At 57.2% G+C, this 26761-nt stretch carries 29 protein-coding genes; 19 read left to right on the top strand and 10 right to left on the bottom strand.

Annotated elements, in window-relative coordinates; all coding sequences use genetic code 11:
* The first annotated feature begins 179 nt into the window (after nucleotides 1-179).
* Nucleotides 180-1052, top strand: coding sequence for a 4-hydroxy-tetrahydrodipicolinate synthase (gene dapA, locus OA238_RS00855; RefSeq protein WP_015493673.1), 873 nt, complete (start codon nucleotides 180-182; stop codon nucleotides 1050-1052).
* 65 nt (nucleotides 1053-1117) lie between these two features.
* Here the strand turns inward: dapA and OA238_RS00850 are convergent, their stop codons facing one another.
* Both OA238_RS00850 and OA238_RS00845 read right to left on the bottom strand, forming a co-directional pair.
* Nucleotides 1118-2317 carry a hypothetical protein gene (locus OA238_RS00850; RefSeq protein ID WP_015493672.1) on the bottom strand — a complete coding sequence of 400 codons (1200 nt, stop codon included), beginning with the start codon at nucleotides 2315-2317 and terminating at the stop codon, nucleotides 1118-1120.
* 65 nt (nucleotides 2318-2382) lie between these two features.
* Nucleotides 2383-3576: a winged helix-turn-helix domain-containing protein gene (locus OA238_RS00845; RefSeq protein ID WP_015493671.1), complete on the bottom strand. Its 1194-nt coding sequence runs from the start codon at nucleotides 3574-3576 to the stop codon at nucleotides 2383-2385.
* Nucleotides 3577-3648: 72 nt separating this feature from the next.
* Here OA238_RS00845 and smpB point away from each other — a divergent pair, with 72 nt between their 5' ends.
* The 4 genes from smpB to OA238_RS00825 all read left to right on the top strand — a co-directional run bounded on the left by smpB (nucleotide 3649) and on the right by OA238_RS00825 (nucleotide 7338).
* Nucleotides 3649-4125: an SsrA-binding protein SmpB gene (smpB, locus tag OA238_RS00840; protein WP_015493670.1), complete on the top strand. Its 477-nt coding sequence runs from the start codon at nucleotides 3649-3651 to the stop codon at nucleotides 4123-4125.
* A gap of 319 nt (nucleotides 4126-4444) precedes the next feature.
* Nucleotides 4445-5302, top strand: a complete 858-nt coding sequence (gene sseA, locus OA238_RS00835; protein WP_015493669.1) for a 3-mercaptopyruvate sulfurtransferase — start codon at nucleotides 4445-4447, stop codon at nucleotides 5300-5302.
* Nucleotides 5302-6486, top strand: coding sequence for an amino acid aminotransferase (locus tag OA238_RS00830; protein WP_015493668.1), 1185 nt, complete (start codon nucleotides 5302-5304; stop codon nucleotides 6484-6486). The genes sseA and OA238_RS00830 overlap by 1 nt, the downstream gene beginning before the upstream one ends.
* A gap of 78 nt (nucleotides 6487-6564) precedes the next feature.
* Entirely contained in the window at nucleotides 6565-7338 is a 774-nt protein-coding gene (locus OA238_RS00825; RefSeq protein WP_015493667.1) for an SDR family NAD(P)-dependent oxidoreductase, read from the top strand.
* 74 nt (nucleotides 7339-7412) lie between these two features.
* Here the strand turns inward: OA238_RS00825 and amt are convergent, their stop codons facing one another.
* The gene (amt, locus tag OA238_RS00820; RefSeq protein WP_015493666.1) at nucleotides 7413-8723 is read right to left on the bottom strand and encodes an ammonium transporter; all 1311 of its coding nucleotides are present in this window, start codon (nucleotides 8721-8723) and stop codon (nucleotides 7413-7415) included.
* 23 nt (nucleotides 8724-8746) lie between these two features.
* A complete protein-coding gene (locus OA238_RS00815; protein WP_044036028.1) occupies nucleotides 8747-9085 on the bottom strand; it encodes a P-II family nitrogen regulator in 339 nt (112 codons plus the stop codon).
* A 268-nt stretch (nucleotides 9086-9353) separates the two neighbouring features.
* On the opposite strand from OA238_RS00815, the gene OA238_RS00810 reads away from it, so the two are divergent.
* Nucleotides 9354-11513 (top strand): transglycosylase domain-containing protein, encoded by a 2160-nt coding sequence (locus tag OA238_RS00810; protein WP_044036026.1) that lies wholly within the window; start codon nucleotides 9354-9356, stop codon nucleotides 11511-11513.
* A 23-nt stretch (nucleotides 11514-11536) separates the two neighbouring features.
* Here OA238_RS00810 and OA238_RS00805 read toward each other — a convergent pair whose 3' ends face one another.
* Genes OA238_RS00805 through OA238_RS00795 form a run of 3 tightly spaced genes read right to left on the bottom strand, consistent with a single transcriptional unit; the run spans nucleotide 11537 to nucleotide 13259 of the window.
* Nucleotides 11537-11902, bottom strand: coding sequence for a hypothetical protein (locus OA238_RS00805; RefSeq protein WP_015493663.1), 366 nt, complete (start codon nucleotides 11900-11902; stop codon nucleotides 11537-11539).
* Nucleotides 11902-12501 carry an MlaC/ttg2D family ABC transporter substrate-binding protein gene (locus tag OA238_RS00800; protein WP_015493662.1) on the bottom strand — a complete coding sequence of 200 codons (600 nt, stop codon included), beginning with the start codon at nucleotides 12499-12501 and terminating at the stop codon, nucleotides 11902-11904. Before OA238_RS00800 ends, OA238_RS00805 begins: the two co-directional genes overlap by 1 nt.
* The gene (locus OA238_RS00795) at nucleotides 12498-13259 is read right to left on the bottom strand and encodes an MlaA family lipoprotein (protein ID WP_015493661.1); all 762 of its coding nucleotides are present in this window, start codon (nucleotides 13257-13259) and stop codon (nucleotides 12498-12500) included. The genes OA238_RS00800 and OA238_RS00795 overlap by 4 nt, the downstream gene beginning before the upstream one ends.
* A 173-nt stretch (nucleotides 13260-13432) precedes the next feature.
* On the opposite strand from OA238_RS00795, the gene OA238_RS00790 reads away from it, so the two are divergent.
* Genes OA238_RS00790 through OA238_RS00765 form a run of 6 tightly spaced genes read left to right on the top strand, consistent with a single transcriptional unit; the run spans nucleotide 13433 to nucleotide 19215 of the window.
* Nucleotides 13433-15187 carry a type I secretion system permease/ATPase gene (locus OA238_RS00790; RefSeq protein WP_015493660.1) on the top strand — a complete coding sequence of 585 codons (1755 nt, stop codon included), beginning with the start codon at nucleotides 13433-13435 and terminating at the stop codon, nucleotides 15185-15187.
* Nucleotides 15188-15200: 13 nt separating this feature from the next.
* Nucleotides 15201-16493: an HlyD family type I secretion periplasmic adaptor subunit gene (locus OA238_RS00785; protein WP_015493659.1), complete on the top strand. Its 1293-nt coding sequence runs from the start codon at nucleotides 15201-15203 to the stop codon at nucleotides 16491-16493.
* Nucleotides 16494-16523: 30 nt separating this feature from the next.
* Nucleotides 16524-16982: a RidA family protein gene (locus OA238_RS00780; RefSeq protein ID WP_015493658.1), complete on the top strand. Its 459-nt coding sequence runs from the start codon at nucleotides 16524-16526 to the stop codon at nucleotides 16980-16982.
* The gene (locus OA238_RS00775) at nucleotides 16979-17725 is read left to right on the top strand and encodes a glycerophosphodiester phosphodiesterase family protein (protein ID WP_015493657.1); all 747 of its coding nucleotides are present in this window, start codon (nucleotides 16979-16981) and stop codon (nucleotides 17723-17725) included. Before OA238_RS00780 ends, OA238_RS00775 begins: the two co-directional genes overlap by 4 nt.
* 30 nt (nucleotides 17726-17755) lie before the next feature.
* Entirely contained in the window at nucleotides 17756-18940 is a 1185-nt protein-coding gene (locus OA238_RS00770; protein ID WP_044037771.1) for a GNAT family N-acetyltransferase, read from the top strand.
* Nucleotides 18937-19215, top strand: a complete 279-nt coding sequence (locus tag OA238_RS00765; RefSeq protein WP_015493655.1) for a 4a-hydroxytetrahydrobiopterin dehydratase — start codon at nucleotides 18937-18939, stop codon at nucleotides 19213-19215. The genes OA238_RS00770 and OA238_RS00765 overlap by 4 nt, the downstream gene beginning before the upstream one ends.
* A gap of 17 nt (nucleotides 19216-19232) precedes the next feature.
* Here the strand turns inward: OA238_RS00765 and OA238_RS00760 are convergent, their stop codons facing one another.
* Complete coding sequence (locus OA238_RS00760; protein ID WP_015493654.1) at nucleotides 19233-19721, bottom strand: peroxiredoxin; 489 nt, start codon at nucleotides 19719-19721, stop codon at nucleotides 19233-19235.
* A gap of 83 nt (nucleotides 19722-19804) precedes the next feature.
* Here OA238_RS00760 and OA238_RS00755 point away from each other — a divergent pair, with 83 nt between their 5' ends.
* The 3 genes from OA238_RS00755 to OA238_RS00745 are packed head-to-tail and all read left to right on the top strand — an operon-like array spanning nucleotide 19805 to nucleotide 22193.
* A complete protein-coding gene (locus OA238_RS00755) occupies nucleotides 19805-21013 on the top strand; it encodes an NAD(P)/FAD-dependent oxidoreductase (RefSeq protein WP_015493653.1) in 1209 nt (402 codons plus the stop codon).
* On the top strand, nucleotides 21010-21555 hold the full coding sequence (gene rsmD / locus OA238_RS00750) for a 16S rRNA (guanine(966)-N(2))-methyltransferase RsmD (RefSeq protein WP_015493652.1): 546 nt from the start codon (nucleotides 21010-21012) through the stop codon (nucleotides 21553-21555). The genes OA238_RS00755 and rsmD overlap by 4 nt, the downstream gene beginning before the upstream one ends.
* Nucleotides 21552-22193 (top strand): HAD family hydrolase, encoded by a 642-nt coding sequence (locus OA238_RS00745; RefSeq protein ID WP_015493651.1) that lies wholly within the window; start codon nucleotides 21552-21554, stop codon nucleotides 22191-22193. Before rsmD ends, OA238_RS00745 begins: the two co-directional genes overlap by 4 nt.
* Here OA238_RS00745 and map read toward each other — a convergent pair.
* Nucleotides 22190-23008 (bottom strand): type I methionyl aminopeptidase, encoded by an 819-nt coding sequence (map, locus tag OA238_RS00740; protein ID WP_015493650.1) that lies wholly within the window; start codon nucleotides 23006-23008, stop codon nucleotides 22190-22192. The two genes, OA238_RS00745 and map, sit on opposite strands and share 4 nt — an antisense overlap.
* Before the next feature lie 79 nt (nucleotides 23009-23087).
* Nucleotides 23088-23786 carry a DNA/RNA nuclease SfsA gene (sfsA, locus tag OA238_RS00735; protein ID WP_015493649.1) on the bottom strand — a complete coding sequence of 233 codons (699 nt, stop codon included), beginning with the start codon at nucleotides 23784-23786 and terminating at the stop codon, nucleotides 23088-23090.
* A 39-nt stretch (nucleotides 23787-23825) separates the two neighbouring features.
* Here sfsA and OA238_RS00730 point away from each other — a divergent pair, with 39 nt between their 5' ends.
* Genes OA238_RS00730 through OA238_RS00715 form a run of 4 tightly spaced genes read left to right on the top strand, consistent with a single transcriptional unit; the run spans nucleotide 23826 to nucleotide 26760 of the window.
* The gene (locus OA238_RS00730) at nucleotides 23826-24548 is read left to right on the top strand and encodes a competence/damage-inducible protein A (protein ID WP_015493648.1); all 723 of its coding nucleotides are present in this window, start codon (nucleotides 23826-23828) and stop codon (nucleotides 24546-24548) included.
* Entirely contained in the window at nucleotides 24545-25258 is a 714-nt protein-coding gene (locus tag OA238_RS00725; RefSeq protein WP_015493647.1) for a GNAT family N-acetyltransferase, read from the top strand. Before OA238_RS00730 ends, OA238_RS00725 begins: the two co-directional genes overlap by 4 nt.
* The gene (locus tag OA238_RS00720) at nucleotides 25259-25828 is read left to right on the top strand and encodes a peroxidase-related enzyme (RefSeq protein ID WP_015493646.1); all 570 of its coding nucleotides are present in this window, start codon (nucleotides 25259-25261) and stop codon (nucleotides 25826-25828) included.
* Nucleotides 25825-26760 (top strand): OmpA family protein, encoded by a 936-nt coding sequence (locus OA238_RS00715; RefSeq protein ID WP_015493645.1) that lies wholly within the window; start codon nucleotides 25825-25827, stop codon nucleotides 26758-26760. Before OA238_RS00720 ends, OA238_RS00715 begins: the two co-directional genes overlap by 4 nt.
* Nucleotide 26761: the final 1 nt, after the last annotated feature.

Raw genomic sequence — 26761 nt, 5'->3', positions numbered from 1 at the left:
ATTTTGACGTTGCCCCCTGATTGTACTTTGGTGTTTTTTTGTGTGCGCGTTGTATTCGATTAACACAGTTAGATCATCGACGCGACACCGCAACTCACAAACTTGGCAAAGGCGGAAAACCCCACTACAGAACCGGTATTAACGGGCCAATTCCGGCCCCCCTATTTAGGATGCGTATCATGATCAAAGGGTCTTTCCCTGCTCTTGTCACGCCGTTCACGAACGGCCAGCTGGATCTCGATACGCTGAAAAAACTTGTCGAGTGGCATTTCGAGCAAGGTTCGCACGGGTTGGTGCCTGTGGGCACAACCGGCGAAAGCCCGACATTAAACCATTCCGAGCATGATTTGGTGGTTCAAACTGTCGTGGACGCGGTGGCGGGGCGTTTTCCTGTGGTCGCGGGTGCGGGATCAAATAACACGTCAGAAACCGTGCGTTTGGTAAAGGCCGCGAAGGCGGCGGGCGCAGATGCTGCGCTGGTCGTGACGCCGTATTACAACAAACCGACACAGCGCGGGTTGATCGAGCACTTCACCCAAGCGGCCAACTGTGGCCTGCCACTCATCATTTACAACATTCCGGGTCGGTCCGTGGTCGATATGATGCCCGAAACCATGGGCGAGCTGGCAAAGCACGACATGATTGTCGGCGTAAAGGATGCGACAGGCGATCTGGCGCGGGTGCCGAACCAACGGTTGTTCTGCGGCACAGACTTTGTCCAAGTGTCTGGCGAAGACCCCACAGCAATCGGGTTTAACGCACAAGGCGGTGTCGGCTGCATTTCGGTGACAGCGAACGTCGCACCGAAGCTGTGTTCAGAGATGCAATTGGCGACTTTGGCAGGTGATTACGCGTCGGCATTGGCAATCAATGACCGCTTGATGCCGCTGCACAGGGCGATTTTTACTGAACCGGGATTGGTCGGTGCTAAATACGGTATGTCGCTGCTGGGGCTGTGTTCGGATGAGGTGCGTTCACCACTGACCACGCTGACGGATGAGACCAAGGAAAAGATGCGCGCGGCCATGGTGCATGCGGGACTGTTGAACTGATCTAGGTCGGGTTTGGCTGCGTTATATGTTGAAACGGGCGGGAAATTTCCCCGCCCGTTTGCTTCTTAAGCGGCAAGTGCGTTGCGGGCCTCAAACTGGTCATTCAGACGCCACAGGCCCCACGCCAACGGGATCGCAGCAAGACCGCCGATAACGTAGGCGAGGGGTTCGTCGTAAAACGTCTCGAACGCTTGGGTGTAGGCATGGATACCGCCAAAGGTCTTGGCGGCGTTGAAAATACCGCGGCGGTTGGTGTTGGCAGACCAGAAGGCCGCGGCGATTAGCAGGATCGCCCAGACAATGGAATAAACATGTTCAGAGATCACCAATGCACTGGCTTCGAATGCTGATTTGACATCGCTAAAGGTCTGGTAGTCATCGCTGTAGTCGCGATAACCCGGTCCCCAGATATGGCTTCCCACAACATCGCCCCACAAGCTGCCCACCAGAAAGCACAGGTTGGCGACGATGAACGCCATGATGCCAAAGATATGCGTGTGGCGACGAAAGCGGTCGGTCAGCAATCCGGCAACGGCGACACAGGCGGCCATGGCGACAGACAGTTGCACGATGCTAAGCGTCGTTTCAGGGCTATAAAACGCATACATCGCGTGCCAATAGAACGTTCCAGTGTCGAGCATTTGCGCAAACGGTACGATGGCCAGCGCGGTGATCAGGCGCACGTCAATGAACACGCCCGTACCAAAGATCACGACGGCAGCGTAGAGGTGGATCATCGGCACAGCGAACCCCGATACCTCAGCCGCCCCCGCCCACACATATAGCCCGCCGATGTGCATTGCTGCGGTCATCAACAGGATACTGCCAGTTAAAAAGCCGGTATTTTCGACCCCTTTGCGATGTATGAGTGCGGTGACAGCGGCACCAATCAGGCCAAGAACCAGCAGGGCCAACCCACCGGATTGTTCGCCAAAGACATCCAGAATTTCAATCGAGGCCCCGCCGGTTAGCATGCCCGCCCCGATGAGTGCTGAGGCGGTCCCAAACATGCGATAAACGTCCGTGGCTTTGACAAGGATCGTCGCCCCAATCGCGAGGAACAATCCACCGACAATCGCAACCGCGAGCGCGTCAGCCAGCAGACCAATAAAACCCGCAGCGGCCGCGATGATGCCAAAACAAAGAACCGCATTGATAACGAGCGAGACCATCACTTGCCGAGAGCGGCGGGCGATGATGTTGCCCTGATCCGAGGTTATGACACCTTCTTTGACCAGTGCTTCGGTTTGTATGACGTGGCCCATTTCGGCTCTCCAGAATCCACTTATGAACATCGTTCAAATATTAATTGCACAATCATGAACGACGTTCACACATTTTCTTTTAGCCACCCTTTACCCCAAACGACGTCCGTACTGCCCACGAATGTCGCGACGCGGTCAATCTCGGCCTCAAGTGCGCGCACGCGGGCCTTGCCCATGCGCACGCCTTGTTCGGGCCAAAAGGCTGACACGTGCGTTGAAGGTCCATCACGTTTGGCGTCGATGCGCCCGATCAGCCGGTCGCCCTGCATCACAGGAAAGACATAGTAGCCGTATTGCCGTTTCGGGGCAGGAACAAAAATTTCGATGCGGTAGTGAAAGTTGAACAAACGCTCTGCGCGTTTTCGGTCGCGCAGGGCGGGGTCGAACGGGGACAGCAGCCGGACCCGCGCGTTCGGGTCTGGTGGCGGCCTTTGAGTTGTATTGGCCAAGATGAAGGAGGCGCGCAGCGAGCCATCGTGGGACTGGACATCAGCCTCAAGGATACTGTGATCTTTGATCGCGCCGACGCACCATGTTTTCGCCTGCGCGGGGGTGATGATCGCATAAAAGGCAGCGATTTCGCCCGAGGTCGCAAAGCCAAGGCGGTCAAGCGCAGACGTGCAGGCCCAGTCGATCATGTCGTCTTCGCTGACGCGCGCGTTGAGCTGTTCCGCTGGGATGATCCGTTCGGTCAGATCGTAAACTTTGCGAAACCCCTTACGGTGGCAGACAGACAAATCTCCTGAACGCCACAGATATTCCAATGCAGTTTTGGACGGGTGCCAATCCCACCAGCCACCCGAACCGCGTTCTTCGTGTGCACCAACATCCATGGATGTGCAGCGGCCCTCGTGGGTGATCTGGCGCAACACCTCGTCGATTTGTTCGCGAAAACCATCCCGCCGCCACGCGGGCCATTTGGCATCCATGTGCGCCTTATCCTTGGCGAATTTGTGCCGCCACATCGGGAAATGCTGCATCGAAATGCAGGACGCATCATGGGTCCAATGTTCGAACGCACCGCGGGTTTTCATAAGCTTGGGCAGGTTCGGCGTCCGGTATTGCTGGCGGCGCGACCACAAGATCAGATCATGGGCACGCGCCAGCGTGTTGACGCTGTCGACCTGCACAAACCCGAGGTGGTCGATGACGCCCTGCAAATCGCCCCCCGTGCCAGAGCCGCTGCGCGACCCAAGCAGCAGGTGCTGGTCCAAAAACACCGCGCGCGCGGTCTTATTATCGATGATCAGGCGGGTCATGGCTGGCCTTTTTGGGTTTGGAGCACCCTACGGCTTGTCGTCGCGCCTGCCATCCCCTATCTGATCATCGTTATGGCAAAGAAACCCGATCAAAACCCGAACTACAAAGTCATCGCCGAAAACCGGCGGGCGCGGTACGATTTTGCGATCGAATCAGATGTTGAGTGCGGGATCATTCTTGCTGGATCCGAAGTCAAATCGCTGCGGGTCGGCCAGTCCAATATCGCCGACAGCTACGCGACGGTGGCAGAGGGCGAGCTTTGGTTGATCAATTCCTACATCGCGCCATACCAGCAGGCGATGTTCCCCCATGAGGACCGTTCACGGCGCAAGTTGTTGGTGTCCAAACGCGAACTTGTGCGGATGGGGAATGCGATCTCGCGTGAGGGAATGACCCTTGTGCCCTTGGTGATGTATTTCAACCATAAAGGCCGCGTGAAAGTTAAGATCGCGATCGCCAAGGGCAAGCAAAAGCAAGACAAACGCGCAACCGAGGCGGCTCGCGATTGGGGACGTCAGAAGGCCCGCTTGCTGCGCCACGGCGACTAAGCGGCGAACACTTGGCGGCTTGGGCGCAGGCACGGTCCTTGGTTCGATGGGCGCTTAAGCGGCAGAAGCTGTTTCCAGCGGTGGAATTGATACACTGCTGAGCGGTATCGTCGGCGGCGGCGCTGGCGGCGCGGCAATTAGCGGTATCGGCGCTATCATCAAGAACATGATGTCCAAGAGCTAAACCTTGCCTTGACGAAGAATTCGGAGCGTCCGGCGGTGCCGTGGCGCTCCTTTTTGTGTGGCAAACCTTGCACTGGAAGGGTCGCGGCGTTAGGGACATATTTATCCCGCAACGCCTATACTCATGGGGTATGCCATGGCTTTCGATGACCCTAGAACCCTCGTTTCGACCGGTTGGCTTGCCGACCATCTGAAAGATCCCGATCTGCGAATTTTGGATGCGTCTTGGTATCTGCCTGATATGGCACGTGATGCATTGGCCGAATACCACAACGCACATATTCCGGGTGCGCGTTTCTTTGATATCGACGAGGTGAGCGATCACCGATCTGAACTGCCGCACATGGTGCCACCAGTCGAGAAATTCATGTCCCGCATGCGCAAACTGGGCGTGGGCGATGGCCACCAGATTGTCGTTTATGACGGCGCTGGCCTGTTTAGTGCGGCCCGCGTCTGGTGGTTGTTCCGGCTGATGGGCAAAACCGATATTGCCGTTCTTGATGGCGGGTTTCCGAAATGGCAGGCCGAGGGGCGTACGATTGAAGACCTGCCGCCGATCGTGCGCGATCGCCATATGACCGTGACGCGCCAGAACCAGATGGTGAAGGACGTCACGCAGGTCGCATCCGCGTCCAAGCTTGGGGATTACGTCATCGTCGATGCCCGCGCGCCAGAGCGGTTTCGCGGCGACGCGCCAGAACCCCGCGAAGGTCTGCGGTCGGGCCATATCCCGAATGCACGCAACGTGTTTTACCGCGATCTTTTGGCGCCCGACGGCACATTAAAATCCAACGACGCCATGGCCGAAGTGTTCCGCAAGGCCGGTGTTGATTTGTCTAAACCTGCCATTCTGTCGTGTGGGTCTGGTGTCACGGCGTCTGTCCTCGCGCTCGCGATGGAGCGAATGGGCAAATTCGATCACGCAATTTACGATGGGAGTTGGTCCGAATGGGGCACATTCCATGATTTACCAATCGCCACAGGAGACGCCTAATGTTTGCGCACCTTTCCCCACAGCCTAAAGACAAAATTCTGGCCCTTATGGCCGCCTACAAGGAAGACCCGCGCGACACCAAGGTCGATCTTGGTGTTGGTGTTTACAAAGACGCGAGCGGCAACACGCCCGTGATGCGCGCCGTCAAAGCGGCGGAACGGCGGCTGGTAGATGAACAGACATCCAAGGCCTATGTCGGGCTGGCAGGTGATCCCGCGTTTTCGGACGCTATGATTGATTTGGTGCTGGATGGCGCGGTTGCGCGCGAACGCGTTGCGGCTGTCGCTACACCCGGCGGGACGGGCGCGATCCGGCAGGGGCTGGAGCTTATCAAGCTGGCTGCACCGGACGCGACTGTCTGGATTTCCAACCCGACGTGGCCAAACCATCCGTCAATTATCAAATACCTTGATATGCCAATGGCCGAATACCGCTATTTTGACGAAGCGACGCGCGGCGTGGATTTCGACGGTATGCTGGCCGATCTCAAGCTGGTCAAAGCCGGTGATGTCGTGCTTTTGCACGGCTGCTGTCACAACCCGACAGGCGCAAACCTGACGGCGGACCAGTTGCAGCAAGCTATTTCGGCCATCAAAGACGTCGGCGCGATGCCGTTTGTGGACATCGCCTATCAGGGCTTTGGCGACGGATTGGATGCGGACGGCGCCGCCACCCGCGCAATCGCCGCCAGCTTCGACAACGTGTTGATCGCCGCGTCGTGTTCCAAGAACTTCGGTGTCTACCGCGAACGCACGGGCATTCTGATGGCCATTGCCCGCAATCAAGACGAGCGTGATCTGGCACAACAGAATCTATCCTACCTGAACCGTCAAAACTACAGCTTTCCGCCGGATCATGGTGCGCGCGTGGTGACAATGATCCTGACCGATCCGGTGCTTCGCGCCGATTGGGAGGCCGAGCTGGAAGACACCCGTCTTGGGATGCTCGATCTGCGCCAGCAGCTGGCCAGCGAATTGCGCCGTCTGTCCAATTCAGACCGGTTTGATTTCTTGGCAACACACCGTGGCATGTTTTCCCGTCTTGGGACGACGCCCGAAAAGGTCGAAAAATTGCGGGCCGATCACGGGATCTACATGGTCGGTGACAGCCGGATGAATATTGCCGGTTTGAATGCGGATACCATTCCTGTGCTGGCAAAAGCGATTATCGACTCAGGGATCTAATCACCCCGTCATTGAATTCTAATGCGGCGTGTCTAGGTGACTAGACACGCCGTTTTTTCATCCTCAAAGGATTTATCTATGCCAAATACTGCCCTCATCACCGGTGCCTCTGGCGGCATCGGTGCCGAATTTGCCCGTTATCATGCGTCTAAAAAGGGCGATCTGATACTGGTTGCGCGCCGTTTGGATGCGTTAAACGCGCTTAAGGCGGAACTGGAATCCGCACATGGCGTCACGGTTCACGTCATTGCGCAGGACCTTGGCGAAACCGGCGGGGCCGATGCGCTGGTCACTGCGGTTGACGCGCTTGGTGTGTCTGTCGACATCCTGATTAACAACGCGGGCTTTGGCGGCCACGGCAAGCATATCGATCGCGCACTAACCGAGGAACAGGCGATGATTGACCTCAACATCAAAGCCTTGGTGACGCTGTCGCACGCGTTTGGCGGCAAGATGGCTGCGCAGGGCAGTGGACATATTTTGCAGATCGGATCGACCGCCGGCTTTATGCCCGGTCCGTTGCAGGCGGTGTATTTTGCGACGAAAGCCTTTGTGAGCTCGTTCAGTCAGGCGTTGGACCACGAATTGCGCGGTGATGGCGTGACCTGCACAGTTCTCGCACCCGGATACGTCGAAACCGGATTCGCGGATCGCGCTGATCTTGGCGGGACTGATTTGGTCAAGTCAGGCAAGACACCGCAAAGCGTTGCGAAACATGGCTACGACGCGATGACCGCGGGCAAGTTGGTGACAGTGAATGAACGACAGCTGAGCGTCTTGACCCAATGGTTTATCCCGCTGCTGCCACGCCGCGCCGTGTTGAAGATGGTCCAAAAGATGCAAACAAAATAACGTCGATCTGACCCAGACATAAAAAGGCCCCGTTGCTACCAGCGGGGCCTTTTCTATGTATTGAGTGCGGGGATTTAGCCCTTTGAGAACTCTGGATAGGCTTCCATGCCAAGCTCAGACATATCGAGGCCCATGATTTCGGACTCTTCGCTGACCCGGATACCCACCGTCAACTTGAGAACATACCAGAGGATAAACGAAGCTACGAAGGTGAACACACCGTAGGCAGCGATGCCCGTAAGTTGTGCAGACAACGTTGCGCTGCCCGAGAAGACCACGGCGATGGTTCCCCAAATACCTGCAAAAAGGTGCACAGGGATTGCGCCGACGACGTCGTCAATCTTGAGCTTGTCGAGCAATGGAACTGCGAAGACCACAATCACACCACCAACACCACCGATGAGCAGAGAGCCAAGCAGCGACGGAGCAAGAGGTTCAGCAGTGATTGATACAAGACCGGCAAGCGCACCGTTGAGGACCATTGTAAGGTCCACTTTCTTGAACATGATTTGCGTCATCACGAGCGCCGCGAGGGAGCCAGCCGCAGCGGCCATGTTGGTATTCACAAAGATACGGCTGATGTCAGTAATATCGCCAACCGTGCCCGCAGCAAGTTGGGATCCACCGTTAAAGCCGAACCAACCGAGCCACAGGATGAACATACCCAATGTCGCCAGTGCCAAGTTTGAACCCGGCATCGGGTTGATCTTGCCATCTTTGAATTTGCCGATACGCGGGCCAAGAACAATGGCACCAGCCAAAGCGGCCCAACCACCAACAGAGTGCACGATCGTTGAGCCAGCAAAGTCCGAGAAGCCCAATTCCTTCAACCAGCCGCCGCCCCACTGCCAAGAGCCGGAGATCGGGTAAAGAACACCCGTCAGGACAACGACAAAACCAAGGAAAGGCCACAGCTTGATACGCTCAGCCAAGGCACCGGACACGATAGACGCCGTAGCAGCTACAAACACCAGCTGGAAGAAAAAGTCGGACGCGACGGATGCGTAGTCAAGTGCTGCATCCGCTGCAGCGAGGCCAACGGGCTCTGCTTGCGTGATAACAAAGAAGCTGCCGACGTAACCGTTGAAGTCGCCCGGATACATCAGATTAAAGCCGATCATCCAATACATGATGGCTGCGACAGAAAACAGCGCGACGTTCTTGGTCAACTGCATCGCAACGTTTTTGGACCGCACGAGGCCCGCTTCGAGCATGGCAAAACCGGCCGCCATGAAAAATACCAGAAAACCTGCCACTAAGAACAGGAGCGTCGTCATAATATACGGCCCGATTTCGTCGAATGTGGGCGCTGCATCTTGTGCAAGCGCCAAGGTCGGAAGCGCTGTCAAAGCACCTGCAACCAAGGATGTCTTTAGAAGTTTCATCTATCTTTTCCCCTTTGAGCGACCTAGATCGCGTCTTCGTTGGTTTCGCCGGTGCGCACGCGCACAGCACTTTGCACGTCCATGACGAAAATCTTGCCATCCCCGATTTTGTCGGTCTTTGCGGTGGTGGCGATGGTCTGCACGACCTCATCCGCCATTGCCGAACTCACGACGATTTCGAGTTTTATTTTCGGTACAAAATTCACAGCATATTCAGCGCCGCGATAAATTTCGGTGTGACCCGACTGTGCGCCGAAGCCTTTGATTTCAGTCACCATCATTCCGCGCACGCCGATAGACGTCAGTGCTTCACGGACCTCTTCGAGCTTGAACGGTTTGATTGTTGCGATAATGAGTTTCACGCGTTCCCCTTCCGATTTTCGTCGACAGACCATGTGGCCATCTGGGCCTAAAAGGTAACGTGAGAGGGCGTACCTCAAGGCAAGCGCCCCCGACTTTCATGTGCAGGTGCAGCATTTTGCCCAAAAATTGTACAATTTCATCGACAGGCCCAAAAATTAGGCAAGCAGAAAAGTGCTTATCGAGGGGACATCGGTCTCTACTTTTGGAATCGGGGGCGATAACATGGCGACAACAGACGCCATAAGGCGCAGGGAACGAGTGGGCCATATGACCGGCAAACGAGGATCAAAGCCGCCGCTGGTGGCGGAAAAACGCAGCAGACCGGTGGCAAAAGCCCGTAAACCTTCGACACGCGCACGTCGCCGCAAGGCGGCGCCAAAGCGGCGAGGTTTGCTTGGCACCTTGTTGTGGCCGTTGTTGTGGCCGTTCAAATGGCTGCTGATCCTGTTCTGGCGTATTACATGGCGCGGCACGGTCGTTGTCATGCTGCTGGTCGGCGTCGGTGTGTTTTATTACGCGTCCTCCCTGCCCTCGATTGATGAATTGGTCGACGGGCGCACGCGCGGATCGGTGACGTTGCTGGATGGGGATGGTGCAACCTTCGCGTGGCGCGGCGATCAGTTTGGCGGAATGATTTCGTCAGACGCAGTGAACGAGAATTTACGTAACGCGGTCATCGCCACCGAGGACAAACGGTTCTACTGGCATTTTGGCGTGGATTTCTATGCGACCGGCGCCGCGATGGTGCGCAACTTCCGCAACGGTGGCAATCCGTTGTCCGGCGCGGGCGGATCGTCCATCACGCAGCAAACTGCAAAGCTGCTCTGTTTTGGCCACCCGTTCGATCCCGACACATGGGAAGACGAGACCGCATATGAGGCCGACTGCCGTCGCACGACGCTTTGGCGCAAAGTGCAGGAAGCGGTTTATGCCTTTGCGATGGAAGCCCGTTACACCAAAGCCGAAATCCTGACGATCTATCTGAACCGCGCCTATCTGGGTGCCGGTAGCCGAGGATTCGAAGCAGCATCGCAACGGTATTTTGGGATTTCCGCCATCGATGTGAACCCTGCACAATCGGCGATGCTGGCTGGGCTGCTTAAGGCCCCGTCAAGTTTTGCGCCAACACGCAATCTGCAAGTGTCGCAAGATCGCGGCGCGACTGTGATCCGCCTGATGCAAGAGAACGGCTACCTGACCGAGGCCGAGGCAGCAGACGCCCAAGCCAATCCTGCGACATTATCGGAAGCCGCGCGGGCGCGGGCAGGTGGTTATTTCGCCGATTGGGTCATGGACACTGCACCCAGCTATTTCACCAGCGACACGACCGAAGACGTGATCATCCGCACGACTTTGGACCCACGTATTCAGACCGCAGCAGAAGACGCGTTGGTGTGGGTGTTTGAAAACAAGGTCCGCGACGGATCAGAAGCCCAAGCTGCGATCGTGGTGATGTCAGCGGATGGGGCCGTGCGTGCGATGGTCGGTGGGCGCGACCTCACGGTATCGGGGGCGTTCAACCGTGCGACGCAGGCGTTGCGCCAAACCGGATCGGCGTTCAAACCGTTCATCTATGCAGCCGCGCTTGATTTGGGATGGTCGCCGCTGGCGACCGTGGTGGACGAGCGACGTTGCTGGACCACGCCGGGATCGGGCGCGTGGTGCCCGTCAAACTACACCAACGAGTTTAAGGGCGAGGTTACGCTTGTGCAGGCGTTACAACAATCGCTCAACATTCCTGCCGTCATTCTGTCCGAGGAAATCGGGCGCGACATCGTGCGGACCGTGGCCGAGGGTTTTGGCATTGTCAGCGATCTCGCCAGTGGTCCCGCGCTTGCACTTGGCGCATCCGAGAGCACATTGGTTGAGATGACAGGCGCCTATGCCGGCATTCTGAACGGTGGCTCCGCCGTTAAACCCTACGGGTTGGTCGAACTACGACTTGCGGGTGAAAGTGAACCGCTTTTGACGGCCACAGGCGGCATCCGTGAACGGGTGATCCAAGAAAGCGCCGCGCGGCAGCTGACGTGGATGATGTATCAGGTGGTTGAAGGCGGATCCGGCAGCCGCGCCGCAGTTGAGGGTTGGGAAATTGCTGGCAAAACCGGCACCACCCAAGGCGCGCGCGATGCGTGGTTCATCGGCTTCAGCGGTGACTACGTGGCGGGCGTCTGGATGGGCTATGACAACAACACGCCGCTGACCGGCGTCACGGGGTCCGGCCTTCCGGCGGAAATTTGGCACGAAACCATGACGCGGGTTTTGTCAGGCCTCGCACCAACGCCGCTGCCAATGCAGGCACCTGCCGAATTTATCGGCCCGCAACCCAGCACTGGGCAAGGCGGCGACGGATTGGGTTTCACGCCTGAGCAAGCAGACTCGATCATCAACAACGTGCTGCGCGAGTTACTGAATAATGGTGGGTAGATTGTCGGTGCTAAATAGGACGGTTATTCGACGATGTCGTCGCACCTCGAATAACGGAACGCGTAGCCGTCCCAAATCATGATGATGCCGCCGTCGGCTTCTGCGTCATTCATCACCATCGCGCGTTCGGTCCAAATCTGGTCTTCGCCCGAACACACCATCGTGTAAAGCGTGGCATCCATGCTAACGACCGTGACGGGGCGCGTCATCCGGCATTCCATTTCAACACCATAGAAAATACCATCATTGATGCGCAATGCACCGCCGTCGACGCCGACAAGCAGGCATTCAGAATTGGCGTTCTGACGATACGTGCCATCGTAGGGTGTCGCGACAGCCAACGCGGGCACAAGGATCAGGGTGAGCGCACTGGTGAAACCAGATCGCATCAGACAAGATCACGGATCAACGCGTCAAGATCTCCGCCACGCGCGTCAAGCATCGCACCAATTTCGGACCGTTCCGACAGCAGCATATTGATGCCTTCGATGATCAGGTTGAAGAACACTGGGCGACCTGGGCGGTCGGACACGTGAAAATCTACCTGAAACGGCGACGTATTGCGCAGAACGGCAACGGTGTTCACCTCGATAAAACTGTTCACGGTCTTTGATCCCTGAACCTGAATTTCACCGCCTGCGAATTCGTTAAAGCGCCGACCATATTTGTTCGCGAGGTAGTTGCCAAAGACATCCGAAAATGCGCGTTTCTGCGCATCTGACGCAGAACGCCCATCGTTGCCCAGCGCGTAAGCGGCCACATAGGGCGTGTCTGAATAACGTTCAAAGATGCCCTTAAAGCTGTTTACCATCGAATTAACAGTCGCGCCGGACTGAATGACGCCGTTGATGTCTGCCACAGCAGAATTCACCAAACCTTCGGCCTCACTACCAGTCAACGCAAAGCTGGGCAGTGGCAGTGCAGCCACCATTCCTGCGCCACCAAGGGCCATGATGGAGCGGCGCGAAAATGTCAGGTCAGTCATCATTCAAATCCTTCAAGGCTCAGCTCATCCGAAAACGGATCGATCTCGTCGCAAACCGATGGGGCTTCACCTAATTCGAAACGCCGGTTCTGCAAGTAGGCAAGCCGCGCGACCGCATAACTGTCCGCGCTTTCATAGAAGATACTATCGATCGTATCCATAAATGCACCACGAGAGATGGCGCGGTCAGCGATCTTGGCGCCCGTGGCGTAATCTATCTGTGCCATTGTGCCGACGCTTTGCAGCGGGTCAAACAACAAATCGACAAGGGTTCCCACAGCGTCGCGTTCGGTAGACGGGCCAAACAATGGCAATACAAGGTATGCGCCCTCAGGGACGCCCCAAACCGCCAAGGTCTCACCGAAATCTGTCGATTCCTCAGCCAGACCAATGGCACCTGCGGGGTCAAACAGCCCGCCAATACCAACCGTAGTATTGATCAGGAACCGCATTGCATTGGTCCCCATTCCAGTAATATCACCTTGCAGTAACCCGTTGGCCACCATGCCCGGCAGACCAACGTTATCTGCAAAACTCGACACAGGCTGTGTTATTTCCATCGGCAGTACCGCGGCCACTTGGCCAGCCGGACGCAAAATCATACGATCAAGCGAGACGCTCCAATCATAGAAGGTGCGGTTACTCGCCTCATAGGGGTCGTTGAACTCAACACCAGATTGCGGCGCGGTACAGGCCGACAGCAAAACCATGGCGATAAGGACGCAACCCGTGCGAAAATTAGTTTTTAATATGCGTAACAATGATATACCCGCAGCAGATGTTGGTAACCTAGGGAAAATCAGGACCTAGATCAAAATTAACGATTCCCGTGCAATTTTACTGCACAATTTACCGATTCATATGCGACCGAGAGATCAAGTTAAAGGTGTCATAGCATTGGCTCCCAGCCAAACCGAAAAGCGAAAAGACGCCCATGAATGTAAAAGAGCCGACCCGCGCTGAAATTCAAGCTGGCAGAGCAGAGCTGGTGGCTGTCCGCAAAAAATCGCGACCACTCTATTGGTTCGTGGCTATTTTCAGCAGTTTCGTGAACGCGCTAATGCTGACGGGGCCGCTGTATATGCTTAACGTCTATGACCGTGTGCTTGGATCGCGGTCGCTTGAAACCTTAGTGGCGCTGTCGGTTCTGGTCGGGTTCATGTATCTGATGATGGGTATTCTGGATTATGCTCGTGGCCGGATTATGGGACGTGTCGGGGCGCAGTTTCAAACAGATCTGGACGAACGTGTGTTCAATGCATCCATGCGCTCGCGCGCATCCGGCCGCGCCCCCGCTGAGGCGGCAACAGGCCAGAGCGATCTGCAAGCCGTGCAACGCGCGATCACGTCACCCGTTGCAATGGCCCCGTTCGATCTGCCTTGGACGGTTATATTCTTGTTGGGTATTTTCATTTTTCACCCCTACCTTGGCTATCTCGCAATTGGCGGTGGTTCGCTTTTGGTCATGGTCGCGATCATCAACCAAATCAGCAGCAAGAGACCGCTGAATGATGCCAATCAGGCCACCTATCATGCTGAAAAAATGGGGGAACAACTGCGCAGTGGCGCAGACACGATCCAAGCCCTAGGAATGCGAAAATCCGCGTTTGATCGCTGGATTGAACTGCGCAACAAGTCCTTGCGCACTGGGATTTGGGCGGGCGATCTGGCCGGCGGGTTTGGCAGCGTTACCAAGTCGTTCCGCCTGTTTTTGCAGTCAGCCATGCTCGGGGTCGGTGCCTATCTGGTGCTGGAAGGCGAATTGACAGCCGGTGCGATGATTGCGGGCTCGATCCTTTTGGGTCGCGCGCTGGCGCCGATTGAACTGTTGGTCAGCCAGTGGCCCGTGCTGAACCGTGGAAAATCTGGTTGGGTGAACCTGACCCGTTTGCTTGGATCGGTGCCCGAACCAGGGAAGCGCACTGATTTGCCACGACCAGCCGCACGCATCGTCGCCGATCAAGTGACTGTGCTGCCGCCGGGTGAAACCAAGGCCAGCCTGCGGATGATTTCATTTACTGTAAACCCAGGCGAAGCCGTGGGCGTCATTGGTCCGTCCGGTGCGGGCAAAACCACACTCGCCCGTGCGCTTGCGGGGCTTTGGCAACCAGCGGGCGGAACAATCCGGCTCGATGGGGCGGCGTTGGATCAATATGATCCAGACGTTTTGGGAAGCTATGTCGGCTACCTGCCGCAAACGATCCAGCTGTTGAACGGATCGATTCGCGACAATATCGCACGCATGTCGTCGAACCCCGACGATGCGGCCGTCATCAAAGCCGCCAAACGCGCAGCCGCACACGAAATGATCCTGAAGCTCCCTGAAGGCTACGACACCATCATTGATTCGGCAGGCGGGCGTCTTTCGGGCGGGCAGGTTCAGCGCGTCGGCCTGGCGCGCGCAATGTACGGTGATCCAGTGTATCTTGTGCTGGATGAGCCGAACTCAAACCTCGACAACGAAGGGTCGCTGGCCGTAAACAACGCCATTCGCCTGATGCGGGAAGAAGGGCGTTGCGTGTTCGTTATGGCCCACCGCCCTGCAGCAATCGAGCAGTGCGACAAGTTGATGTATATCGACGGCGGCATTCTCAAGGCGTTCGGCCCAACCGAAGAGGTCAAGGCGCAAATTCTTGCCAATCGGACACAAATTGAACAGGGCAAAGGCAAGGGCGGCGGCGTAACATGATCGGATTGCTAACATGAAAACAGAATGGTCCTCGCGGCGCCCTATGACACTCGGTATCCTTGCGCTTGTGATTTTGGTCGGCGGTTTTGGTGGCTGGGCCGGAACGGCGCAAATCACCGGTGCGGTTATTGTCAGTGGTTTGATAGAGGTCGATCAGAACCGCCAAATTGTCCAGCATCAGGACGGCGGTACCGTCACGGATATCTTGGTCGACGAAGGCGATGTTGTTGAAAAAGACGACCTGTTGTTGCGTCTGGATGCCCAAGATTTACAGGCCAGTCTTGCGGTCGTCGAAGTACAATTGTTTGAAACCCTCGCGCGTCGTGCACGATTTGAGGCAGAGCGCGACAGCACAGTTGGGCTGGTCTTCGATCCCCTGCTCGATGAGGGCGATCCAGAGACCGTCGCGAGCCTGAAAGCCGGACAAACCAACCTTTTTAACGCTCGCCTTGATACGATCGCGCGTCGCACGGAAGCCCTGTCGAACCGAAAAGATCAGATCGCGTCACAGATCAGGGGCATTCTTGCGCAGCAGAACGCACTTGGCACCCAACTTGGCCTGATCGACGAAGAATTGACCAATCAGCAAGCCTTGTTAGATCGCGGGTTGGCGCAGGCGTCTGTCGTTCTGACCCTGCAACGAGAAACAGCGAGATTACAGGGTCAATCGGGCGAACTTACGGCCTCTGCGGGTGGTGCCGAGGAACGCATTACCGAGATGGAGATTGAACTTCTTAGTCTTGAAGCCGCGCGTCGCGAAGAGGCTATCACCCGTCTGCGTGACCTTCAGTTCAACGAGTTGGAACTGCGCGAAAACCGCACAACATTGGTGCGTCAGCTTGCGCGCCTTGAAATCCGTGCGCCTGTGGGCGGGATTGTTTACGGGCTACAGGTGTTCGGGTCTGGCGTTGTGATCCAGCCTGCTGATCCGCTGCTGTTTATTGTGCCACAGGATCGCCCGTTGGTCATTGCTGCACAGGTCGCGCCGACAGACATCGACGTGCTGACAATCGGGCAAGAGGTCGCCGTGCGGTTCTCGGCTCTGGATCAGCGCACAACGCCGGAACTTTACGGCAAAGTCGCGCTGGTGTCCGCCGATGCCTTCACCGACAATGCCAACAGTGCCTCCTATTACCGCGCAGAAATTACGCTCAACGATGGCGAACTTGCGCGGCTGCCAAGCAACGCGACCTTGATCCCCGGCATGCCGGTCGAAGCGTTTATTCGCACAGCAAACCGCACGCCGTTCAACTACCTGTTGAAGCCGTTGTCAGGTTACATTGCGCGCATGTTTAGGGACGGGTAGGGTTCCGCGACCACCCTGAAAGGAACTCTCATGTCTATCGAAGCCCGCCTTGCTGAACTTGGCGTCATACTGCCCGAAGCCCCCGCCCCTGCCGCCAATTACGTGCCGTGGGTCAGGACGGGCAATCTTCTGTTCGTGTCGGGCCAGATTGCCGCCAACGCGGATGGGTTCATCACAGGTAAGCTGGGTGAAAACATGACTGCCGAAGACGGCGCCATCGCTGCCAAAGCCTGCGCGATCAGCTTGCTCGCCCAATTAAAAGCCGGCTGCGACGGTGATATCGAACGTCTTGTGCGGGTCGTAAAACTGATCGGATTTGTAAATTCCACGCCTGATTTTGGCGACCAGCCCAAAGTCATCAACGGCTGTTCTGATTTTATGGTTGAGGCACTTGGCAATAAGGGTCGCCATTCCCGCAGTGCCGTGTCCGCCGCGTCCCTGCCGTTTGGTGTGGCCGTTGAAATCGAAGGCATTTTTGAAATCTCATGACCCTGCCTGTAAGCTTCCTTGCACGGGCCTTTGCTCATCGTGGTTTGCACGACGCATCAGTGGCCGAAAATTCAATGGCGGCGTTTCGCGCCGCCATTGATGCTGGCTACGGCATCGAGATGGACATTCAGCCATCGCGCGACAGCGTCCCGATGGTGTTTCACGACTACGACCTTGGGCGGCTGACCGGACTTTCAGGCCCCATCGCCCAGAGATCAGCGGCAGACTTGGGTGACATTGAACTGTCCGGTGGTGGCGGTACGATTCCAACGCTCGCCGCCGTTCTGGAATTGGTGGCGGGCCGCACGCCCATATTAGTTGAAATTAAAGACCAAGACGGCGCACTTGGCACCAACGTCGGGCCGCTTGAAATGGCCGTCTGTAATTTGTTGGCCGACTACGACGGCGACGTCGCGTTGATGTCGTTCAACCCCAATTCCGTCGCCGCCTGTCAGACCTATGCGCCGAATACTCCGCGCGGCATCACAACCTGCCCCTATCCCGCCGAAGACTGGCCAACCGTCCCAGAAACCGTCCGCCAAGCACAGCGCGCAATCCCCGACTTTGACCGTGTCGGTGCCTGCTTCATCAGCCATCAACAAGATGATCTAGACTCGGGCGCCGTTGCAGCCCTCAAATCGCGCGGTGTGCCAATCTTTTGTTGGACGATCCGCAGCACCGCAATGGAAGCGCAGGCCCGAAAGATTGCCGATAACATCACATTTGAAGGCTACCGCGCTTGACCCTGCGTGCTTAGACGCCACTTGTAGATGATGGACGGCAGCACAATCGAAATCACCACCCACAATACGCTTCGCGGGATTGATCCTGCGGACTGGAACGCATGCGCCTGCCCCGAGGCGAGTTCCGGTCGCGCCATTGACCCGTTCACGACTTACCGCTTTTTGAAGGCGCTTGAGGACAGCGGCAGCGTTGGTACGGGCAGCGGCTGGAACCCGCACTATCTGACCGCACATCAGGGCGGCCAGATGATCGCCTGCGCACCACTTTATGGGAAAAACCATTCGCAAGGCGAATACATGTTCGACCATAATTTTGCCCACGCGTTTGAGCGATCAGGCGGGCGATATTACCCGAAACTGCAGATCGCGGTGCCGTTCACACCAGCCACAGGACGGCGGTTTTTGACCCGTACGGGGTTTGAAGTTCAGGGCATGTCGGCATTGGTTCAAGGCGCAGTTCAAATCGCGTCCGACAATGACTTGTCGTCCATTCACGCGACATTCTGCTCCGAAGCCGAAGCGCTGGCAGGCGCGGAAATGGGCCTGCTACACCGCACGTCGCAGCAATATCATTGGTACAATGACGGCTACGCTGATTGGGACGGTTTTCTCGCAGCGCTATCAAGCCGCAAACGCAAAACACTGCGCAAGGAACGCCTGACGGCGCAAGCGTTCGGCGGTGAGATTATCCAGCTAACGGGCGATCAGATCGAACCGCAGCACTGGGACGCATTCTGGGACTTTTACCAAGACACTGGCGCGCGCAAATGGGGGCAACCTTACCTGACGCGCAAATTCTTTGATATTGCCCAAGACCGCCTGCGCGATGACATCCTGCTGGTCTTTGCCATGCGGGACGGTGTCCCTGTCGCGGGCGCGCTGAATATCATCGGGCGCGACACGCTTTATGGCCGCTACTGGGGCTGCGCCGAAAATCACCCCTGCCTGCATTTTGAAATCTGTTACTATCAGGCCATCGACTACGCGATTGCCCATGGTATGAAACGGGTCGAAGCGGGCGCGCAGGGGGAACACAAACTCGCCCGTGGCTATTTGCCCGCCACCACCCATTCGCTGCACTGGTTCGGCGATGCCGGCTTTCGCAATGCTGTCGCTCGTTATCTGGACGCCGAACGCGTGGCCGTTGATGATGAAATCGAAATACTGACGTCCTACGGGCCGTTCAAAAAAGTCAAAGTAGAGGAACAAGAATGAGCATTGAACTGGATCAAGCTGGCCGCGACGCAATGACCGCTGCGGGTTGGAACGTCAGCGACACAAGCGCGCAAAAAACATTTACGTTCAAGAATTTCGTTGAGGCGTTCGGCTGGATGACATCCGCCGCCATCGTCGCCGAAAAGCTGAACCACCATCCGGAATGGTCAAACGTTTACAAAACGGTAAACGTCACATTGACGACCCACGACACTGGTGGGCTGTCTGATCTGGACTTGAAACTCGCCAAAAGAATGGATGCGCTGGCAGGGTAAACCGCCAGCGCCCGTTCTTACATGTCTTCTAGCAAACCTTCACCGGCAGACACTTCGCATAAGCCGGGGTTTTCTTCTTCGTTCAACACTTTTACTTCACCGTCGATCACCAACATCGCGTAGCGTTTGGACCGATCAATCAAGCCCGCCGGTGGCGCGGAAAATTCCATGCCCATTGCTTTGGTGAACGCCGATTCAGGATCGCCCACCATGGTGATGCCAGCTTCGGTCGCGCCGGTCATTTCGCCCCACGCGCCCATCACGAACGGATCGTTGACCGACACACAGATAATTTCTTCTACGCCGCGTTCCTTGAACGTGTCCTTGGTGCGGATAAAGCTTGGAACGTGCGCTGTCGTGCATGTGCCGGTATAGGCTCCGGTCACGGCGAAAATCACCATTGTACGGCCTTCGGTCAATGTGGACACGGAAACGCCTTCTGGTCCGTCCGCGCCAAGTCTGACCAGCATTGCATCCGGAAGTTTATCGCCCACTGAAATTGTCATATTACATCCTTGTTTGGTAATTGCGTTAGTCGTTGCCCCCCATATAGGGTCCATTTTGTCAGCAACCAGACGGGAACAGCCAAATGAGCCAAATTGTTGTGATCGGCGCAGGCCAAGCAGGCGCGTCTTTGGTTGGAAAACTGCGTGCTGAGGGGTTTGAGGGCAGCATCACGTTGCTGGGTGCCGAAGACGGTCCACCCTACCAAAGGCCCGCGTTGTCCAAGGCCTATCTACTCGGCGAGATGGAGCGTGAGCGCCTGTTTTTGCGGCCCCGAGATTGGTATGAAGGCAATGATATAACTCTGCGCACCGGAACCCGCGCGGTGTCCGTCGACGCGAACGCGCGCACGGTCACACTTGAGGGGGACGAGGTGCTTACCTATGACCACCTCGCCTTCACCACCGGATCACATCCCCGCACCCTGCCCGCTGCGATTGGCGGCGAATTGGACGGCGTGTTTACAGTGCGCGATCTGGCAGATGCCGATGCGCTAAAGCCGGAATTTGTTGCAGGTCGCAAGCTGTTGGTGATCGGCGGTGGCTACATCGGACTTGAGGCCGCTGCCGTCGCCGCAAAGATGGGGCTGCATGTCATTCTCGTTGAAATGATGGATCGTATTTTGCAGCGCGTCGCCGCCCCCGAAACGTCGAATTATTTTCGCGCCCTGCACGGCAGCCACAACGTCGATATCCGCGAAGGTGTCGGGCTAGACCGTCTTGTCGGGGACGATCATGTCACGGGCGCCATTCTGTCGGATGGCAGCAAGATCGATGTGGATTTCGCCATTGTCGGCGTTGGTATTTACCCCGCAACCCTGTTGGCCGAAAGCGCGGGCGTGGTCTGTGACAACGGCATTGTCAACGATGCCTATGGCCGCACGTCCGATCCCCACATCTGGGCTGCTGGCGACTGCGCGACCTTGGATTGGCACGGGCAACAAATCCGCCTCGAAAGTGTGGGCAACGCGATTGATCAGGCAGAAATTGTTGCGCGCAACATGCTCGGCGCAAATCAGGTCTATGTGCCCAAACCATGGTTCTGGTCTGATCAGTTTGACACCAAGCTGCAAATCGCGGGCCTGAACATCGGCTACACCCAGATCGTCACGCGTGAAAACGGTGATGCGCGGTCGCATTGGTATTTTCGCGACGAAACGCTGATTGCGGTGGACGCGATGAATGATCCGCGCAGCTACATGATCGGCAAGCGATTGATTGAGGCCGGAAAATCACCCGCGCCAAGTGTGATTGCAGACCCTAAAACGGACATGAAGGCGTTGCTGAAATCATGAGAATTATTGGTGGCCAGCACCGCGGATTGATGCTTGCGGATGTGGGCACAGGGGATGTCGCGGCACATCTGCGCCCGACCCCTGACCGTGTGCGCGAAAGCCTGTTTAACGTGTTGATGGGCCATGGCCTGCCCCACGGCGCGCGGGTCTTGGACCTGTTCGCGGGAACGGGTGCTTTGGGGATTGAGGCCCTGTCGCGCGGCGCGCTGCACGCGACATTTGTTGATAACGGCCGCATCGCCCAAGGTCTGATCCGCGAAAACCTGACCAAGGCGCGGCGCACGCAGGATGCGACGGTGCTGACTTGTGCGGCCGATAAATTGCCCACGACCTCTGCGCCCTGCCAGCTCGTTTTCCTCGATCCGCCTTATGGCAAACACCTCGGCGGGTCTGCTGTTCTTGCAGCGCAGGCGCGCGGCTGGCTGGCGGCGGGTGCGCTCATCGTCATGGAAGACAACGCACCGCAACCTGTTGCAGGCTTCGCCCAAGTCGACCTGCGGCGCTATGGTGACACCCACATCACATTGTTGCGCGCGCCATGACCCCCGATCTGGTTGTCTTTGATTGCGACGGTGTCTTGGTTGCCACCGAAGGCCCGATGTTTGATATTTTCGCCGCCAGCATCACGGCGCACGGCCTGCCAGTGACCGCCCATGAATTGTCCACCGAATTCATCGGCGGCACCACCCCGATCATGCGTGACGAAGCGATCCGCAGAGGCGCCGCATTGCCGCCCGATTGGGTCGAAACGATGAACACGGAAATCCACGCGCGCATCGCGCAAGGTGTTGATGTATTTGACGGTGTGCTCGACCTGATCACAGCGCTCGAGAACGCGGGCGTGCCGATTTATGTGGCGTCCAACGGCACGATGAAACGTATGGGCCTGTCGCTGGGACCGTCCGGTCTGTGGGATCGCCTGTCAGGCCGAATCATGAGCCGTGAGACATTTGCCGCCAAACCAGACCCCGCGATGATCCAGCATGCCATGGGCCAGACGGGCGCACGGGCAAGCCACAGCTTCATGATCGACGACAGCGCGCCGGGTTGCCAAGCGGGGATCAATGCGGGTGTTCACACCATCGGCTTTGCAACCGAAGGCCAAGACGCGCAACTTGCCGCCCTTGGCGCAACGGTGACCAATTCCATGGCAGAGGTGCGCCGCCTGATCTTGGGCTAGTAAGTGGGATGGAATTTTCCTGCGGGTGATTGCGTGAAAATCTCGGCCCCGTCCGCAGTAATGCCGATGGAATGTTCGAACTGCGCCGACAGGGACTTGTCGCGTGTCACCGCTGTCCAGTCATCCTTTAGGATCTTGGTTTCAGGGCGACCCAAATTCACCATCGGTTCAATCGTAAAGATCATACCTTCTTCAAGCACCGGCCCCGTGCCAGCGCGCCCGTAATGCAACACATTGGGTGGTGCATGAAACACCAATCCAAGCCCGTGACCACAGAAATCACGCACGACTGACATGCGCTCAGCCTCGACAAAACTCTGGATTGCGTGGCCGATGTCGCCAAACGTATTTCCCGGTTTTGCAACGTCTATAGACCGCATCAGCGCATCGTGGGTCACTTGGATCAGACGCTCGGCTTTGCGGCTCGGCTCACCACCTGCGACGTACATGCGGCTGGTATCACCGAACCAGCCCTCAACAATCACGGTCACATCGATGTTGATGATATCGCCAGATTTCAGTGCCTTTTCGCTTGGGATACCGTGGCAAACCACATGGTTCACGCTGATGCAACTGGCGTGCTGGTAGCCTTTGTAGCCAATCGTGGCTGACACCACGCCCGCCTCGTCGACCCACTGCGTGATCAAACGATCAAGCTCAGCCGTGGTCTGACCAACAGTCACATGTTCGGCGATGCGATCCAAAATCTCGGCCGCCAAACGGCCCGCTGTGCGCATACCGCCAAATTCGCTGACCTCATACAGACGAATGCCATCCCTCGTCAGCCGTGCTTTTGATGTATCCAAAACGTGCATCCTTCTTGTTTGTCTTCCAAATAGGATAAACTTTGCGGATTCTAAACCCCTTGTATCGTTTCCGCCAAAAAACTCGGCGCTACGGATCGAACGGCAATTGTCCTGTCATAGTGATCCCGTCAGGCGAAATCGCACAGCTAAAACACATGATTTCAACCCCTGCCGCCTGTGCGACCTTGAACGCTGCGGCATATGTCGGGTCAAGATCAGCAGCCAAGGTCACGCGCGTGCAGTCGGTCCGTTGCACTAAAAACAAAAGCACCGCACGGTGGCCCTGTACCACCATCGCGGCCAGATCGCCCAAATGCTTTGCGCCACGCGCTGTAACGCTGTCAGGAAATTCCGCCAGACGCGCCTTGCGCGACAAGGTCACCGATTTGACCTCAAGGTAGCAATCGCGTCGCCCGTCGCCTGTCAGCAGAAAGTCCACGCGGCTTTTCTCGCGGTATTTTACCTCAGGACGGACAAGGTCGTAGCCGTCCAGCCCATCAATTCCACCTGCCAACGCCTCAGCGACAATCTTGTTCGCAGCCCCCGTATCAATCCCTACAAAGGCATCGGGCAGTTCAACCAACCGCCATCCCCAGTCGAGCTTTTTCTTAGGATCATTATTACCTTCGATCCACACCCGCACGCCATCGTCTTTGAGACCCATCATTGATCCAGGATTCGGGCAATGGGCCTTTACGACCATGCCGTCGTTCAGTTCAACATCTGACAGAAACCGCATGTAGCGGCGGATCAAGCGGGCGGGAACAAGGGGTGTGGCAAAGCGCATAAGCGCGAGTTATACCATGCTAAAGCGCAGGAGAACATTATGCAAAACCCAACCGCCGCCATGCTCGTTATCGGGGACGAAATCCTGTCCGGTCGCACGCGCGACGCAAATATGTACCACCTTGCGGGGCAGTTGACCGAACACGGGATCGACTTGCGCGAAGTGCGTGTTGTCAGCGATGATGCCGCCGACATTGTCGCCGCTGTGCAGGCGCTTTCGGCCGCCTATGACAATGTGTTCACGTCCGGCGGAATCGGCCCGACCCATGACGACATCACCGCCGATTGCATCGCTGCCGCGTTTGATGACCATATTGATGTGCGCCCCGACGCCCGCGCGCTGTTGCAGGCCCATTATGATCGCGACGGTAAGGACCTGAACGAGGCGCGCCTGCGCATGGCCCGCATTCCCGACAGTGCCACCCTGATCGACAATCCGGTCAGCATCGCACCGGGGTTTAGCGTGCAAAACGTGCATGTGATGGCCGGTGTCCCGTCTGTGTTTCAGGCCATGGTCGCCAGCGTTCTGCCGACCCTGACAGGTGGCGCGCCGATGTTGTCGCAAACCCTGCGCATTGATCGTGGCGAGGGCGATATTGCCGGACCGCTCGGGGCCTTGGTCATAGATTTTGCAGACCTGTCCATTGGATCCTATCCGTTCCAAAAAGATGGCAAATACGGGGCTAACATTGTGATCCGTGGCCAAGACATGGCGCGCATCGAAGCAGCGATGGTCAGGCTCGTGGCCGCTTTTCCTGCATGACACCGCAAGACCTCACCGCGCTGATTGATGCCACATGGCCTGCCAAATCATTTGCGCACCAAGACGGTTGGACAATCCGCAACGGGGCCGGTGGCGGCAGTCGCGTATCTGCGGCATCGCAACTGGAACCGGACGCGACACTCGCCAGTGCAGAGGTCGCAATGCGCGCCCTTGGTCAGACACCGCTGTTCATGGTGCGCCACGGCGAAGATACCCTCGACATGACTCTCACCGCTGCGGGCTACCACATCAAAGACCCCGTGACCTATTACACAGCGCCGATTGCGCAAATCGCGACGCAACGCCCCCCTGCTGTTACCTGTTTTCAAGTCTGGCCGCCCTTGGCGACGCAGGCGGAAATCTGGGACGCGGGTGGCATTGATGACGCCCGCCTTGCGATCATGGCCCGCGCCACTGGTCCGAAAACCACTGTGCTTGGCCGCGTTCATGACACACCCGCTGGAACCGCGTTTGGCACCATCTACGATGGCACCGCCATGCTGCATGCGATTGAAACCACGCACGCGTTTCGCCGTCAGGGCCCTGGTCGCCACATGATCCGCGCCCTTGCATTTTGGGCGCAAGAACGTGACGCACACACGATCTCCCTGCTGGTGACAAAGGCCAACGTCGCGGCAAACGCGCTCTACACTTCCCTCGGGTTGACCCCTGTGGGAGGATATCATTATCGTATCCATCCGGAGGCTTAGATGACCAAAACACTGCCCACCGCCCTGAACCTGCCGCCCCTTGATCCGCTGCCGGATCACATCGCCAAGTACTTTGGCATCTGTGATGACAAGCTGGGGTTCGTGCCCAATGTGCTGGCGGCTTATGCCTTCGACACTGCGAAATTTGACACATTCTCGGCGATGTACAATGATGTGATGCTGGCCGATTCTGGCCTTAGCAAACTCGAACGTGAAATGATCGCGGTGGTCGTGTCGTCGATAAATAAGTGCTTTTACTGCCTGACGGCCCATGGTCAGGCCGTGCGTGCGCTGTCGAGCGATCCAAAACTTGGCGAGATGCTGGTGATGAACTGGCACGCTGCGGACCTTGATGTGCGCCAAACGGCCATGCTGACGTTCGCTGAAAAAATTACCAAAGCCAGCGCTGAAACGACTGAGGCTGACCGCCAAACACTGCGTGACGCAGGGCTTAGCGACCGGGACATCTGGGACATCGCGTCCGTGACAGGGTTCTTCAACATGACCAACCGCATGGCCAGCGCCACGGATATGCGCCCCAACGACGACTATCATTCCCAAAACCGATGATCCGCCTCCTCGCCCTCCTCATCCTTGCGCCGATACAGGCGGCGGCTGTCACCCTCGACATGCCCGGCAACGCAACGCTTGTGGTCAAAGATGTCTCGGGGCTGGACAGTTACGCCATGCCTACCGCAGCGTGGACCCCCACAGGGCTACCCGTTTTGACTGGAACGGGCGAAGTGCGCCAACAGGCATGGCGCATTGATGCGGCTGGTCTGACCACGCTGCAATTGCTACAGCCCCTGCGAGACCAGTTGACGCAAGCCGGGTTCGAGGTGCTGTTCACCTGCACCGACGACGCCTGCGGCGGTTTTGATTTTCGCTTCGCCACGCCGGTGTTGCCAGCCCCCGCGATGCATGTCGATTTGGGCGATTACCGCTTTATCGCAACGCAACGCAGCGTTGATGGCACGGTCGAATTGCTCAGCCTGCTGGCCAGTCGCTCCTCGTCGGCGGGGTTCATTCAAATCATCCGTGTTGGCGCTGCTAACGGCGCAACAGTGGCGGCCGCAGATGCGCCTGAGGTGCGTGGCGTTCGCGCTGAGGTGGCGACAATAACCGGCGATCTCGCGCAGTCGCTCGAAGATCAGGGGCGGTTTATCTTGTCAGGCTTGGTGTTCGAAACTGGGTCGGCACAACTTGGCGATGCCATCTTTGGATCGCTCCAATATCTCGCGGACTACCTCATCGCGAATCCTGATCGCACGGTTGCACTGGTCGGCCATACAGATTTTTTCGGGTCGCTAGACGGAAATATCGCACTGTCCAAACGCCGTGCAGGGTCAGTGCTTGAACGGTTGGTCACGACCTACGACATCCCCCGCCACCAGCTTGATGCGCAGGGTATGGGCTACCTTTCCCCTGTCGCGTCGAACCTGACCGAAGAGGGCCGCGAGGCAAACCGCCGCGTCGAAGTCATCATTACGTCGACCCAGTAGC

Source organism: Octadecabacter arcticus 238, assembly GCF_000155735.2.
Taxonomy (GTDB): domain Bacteria; phylum Pseudomonadota; class Alphaproteobacteria; order Rhodobacterales; family Rhodobacteraceae; genus Octadecabacter; species Octadecabacter arcticus.
This window is presented reverse-complemented; position numbering and strand designations above follow the sequence as displayed.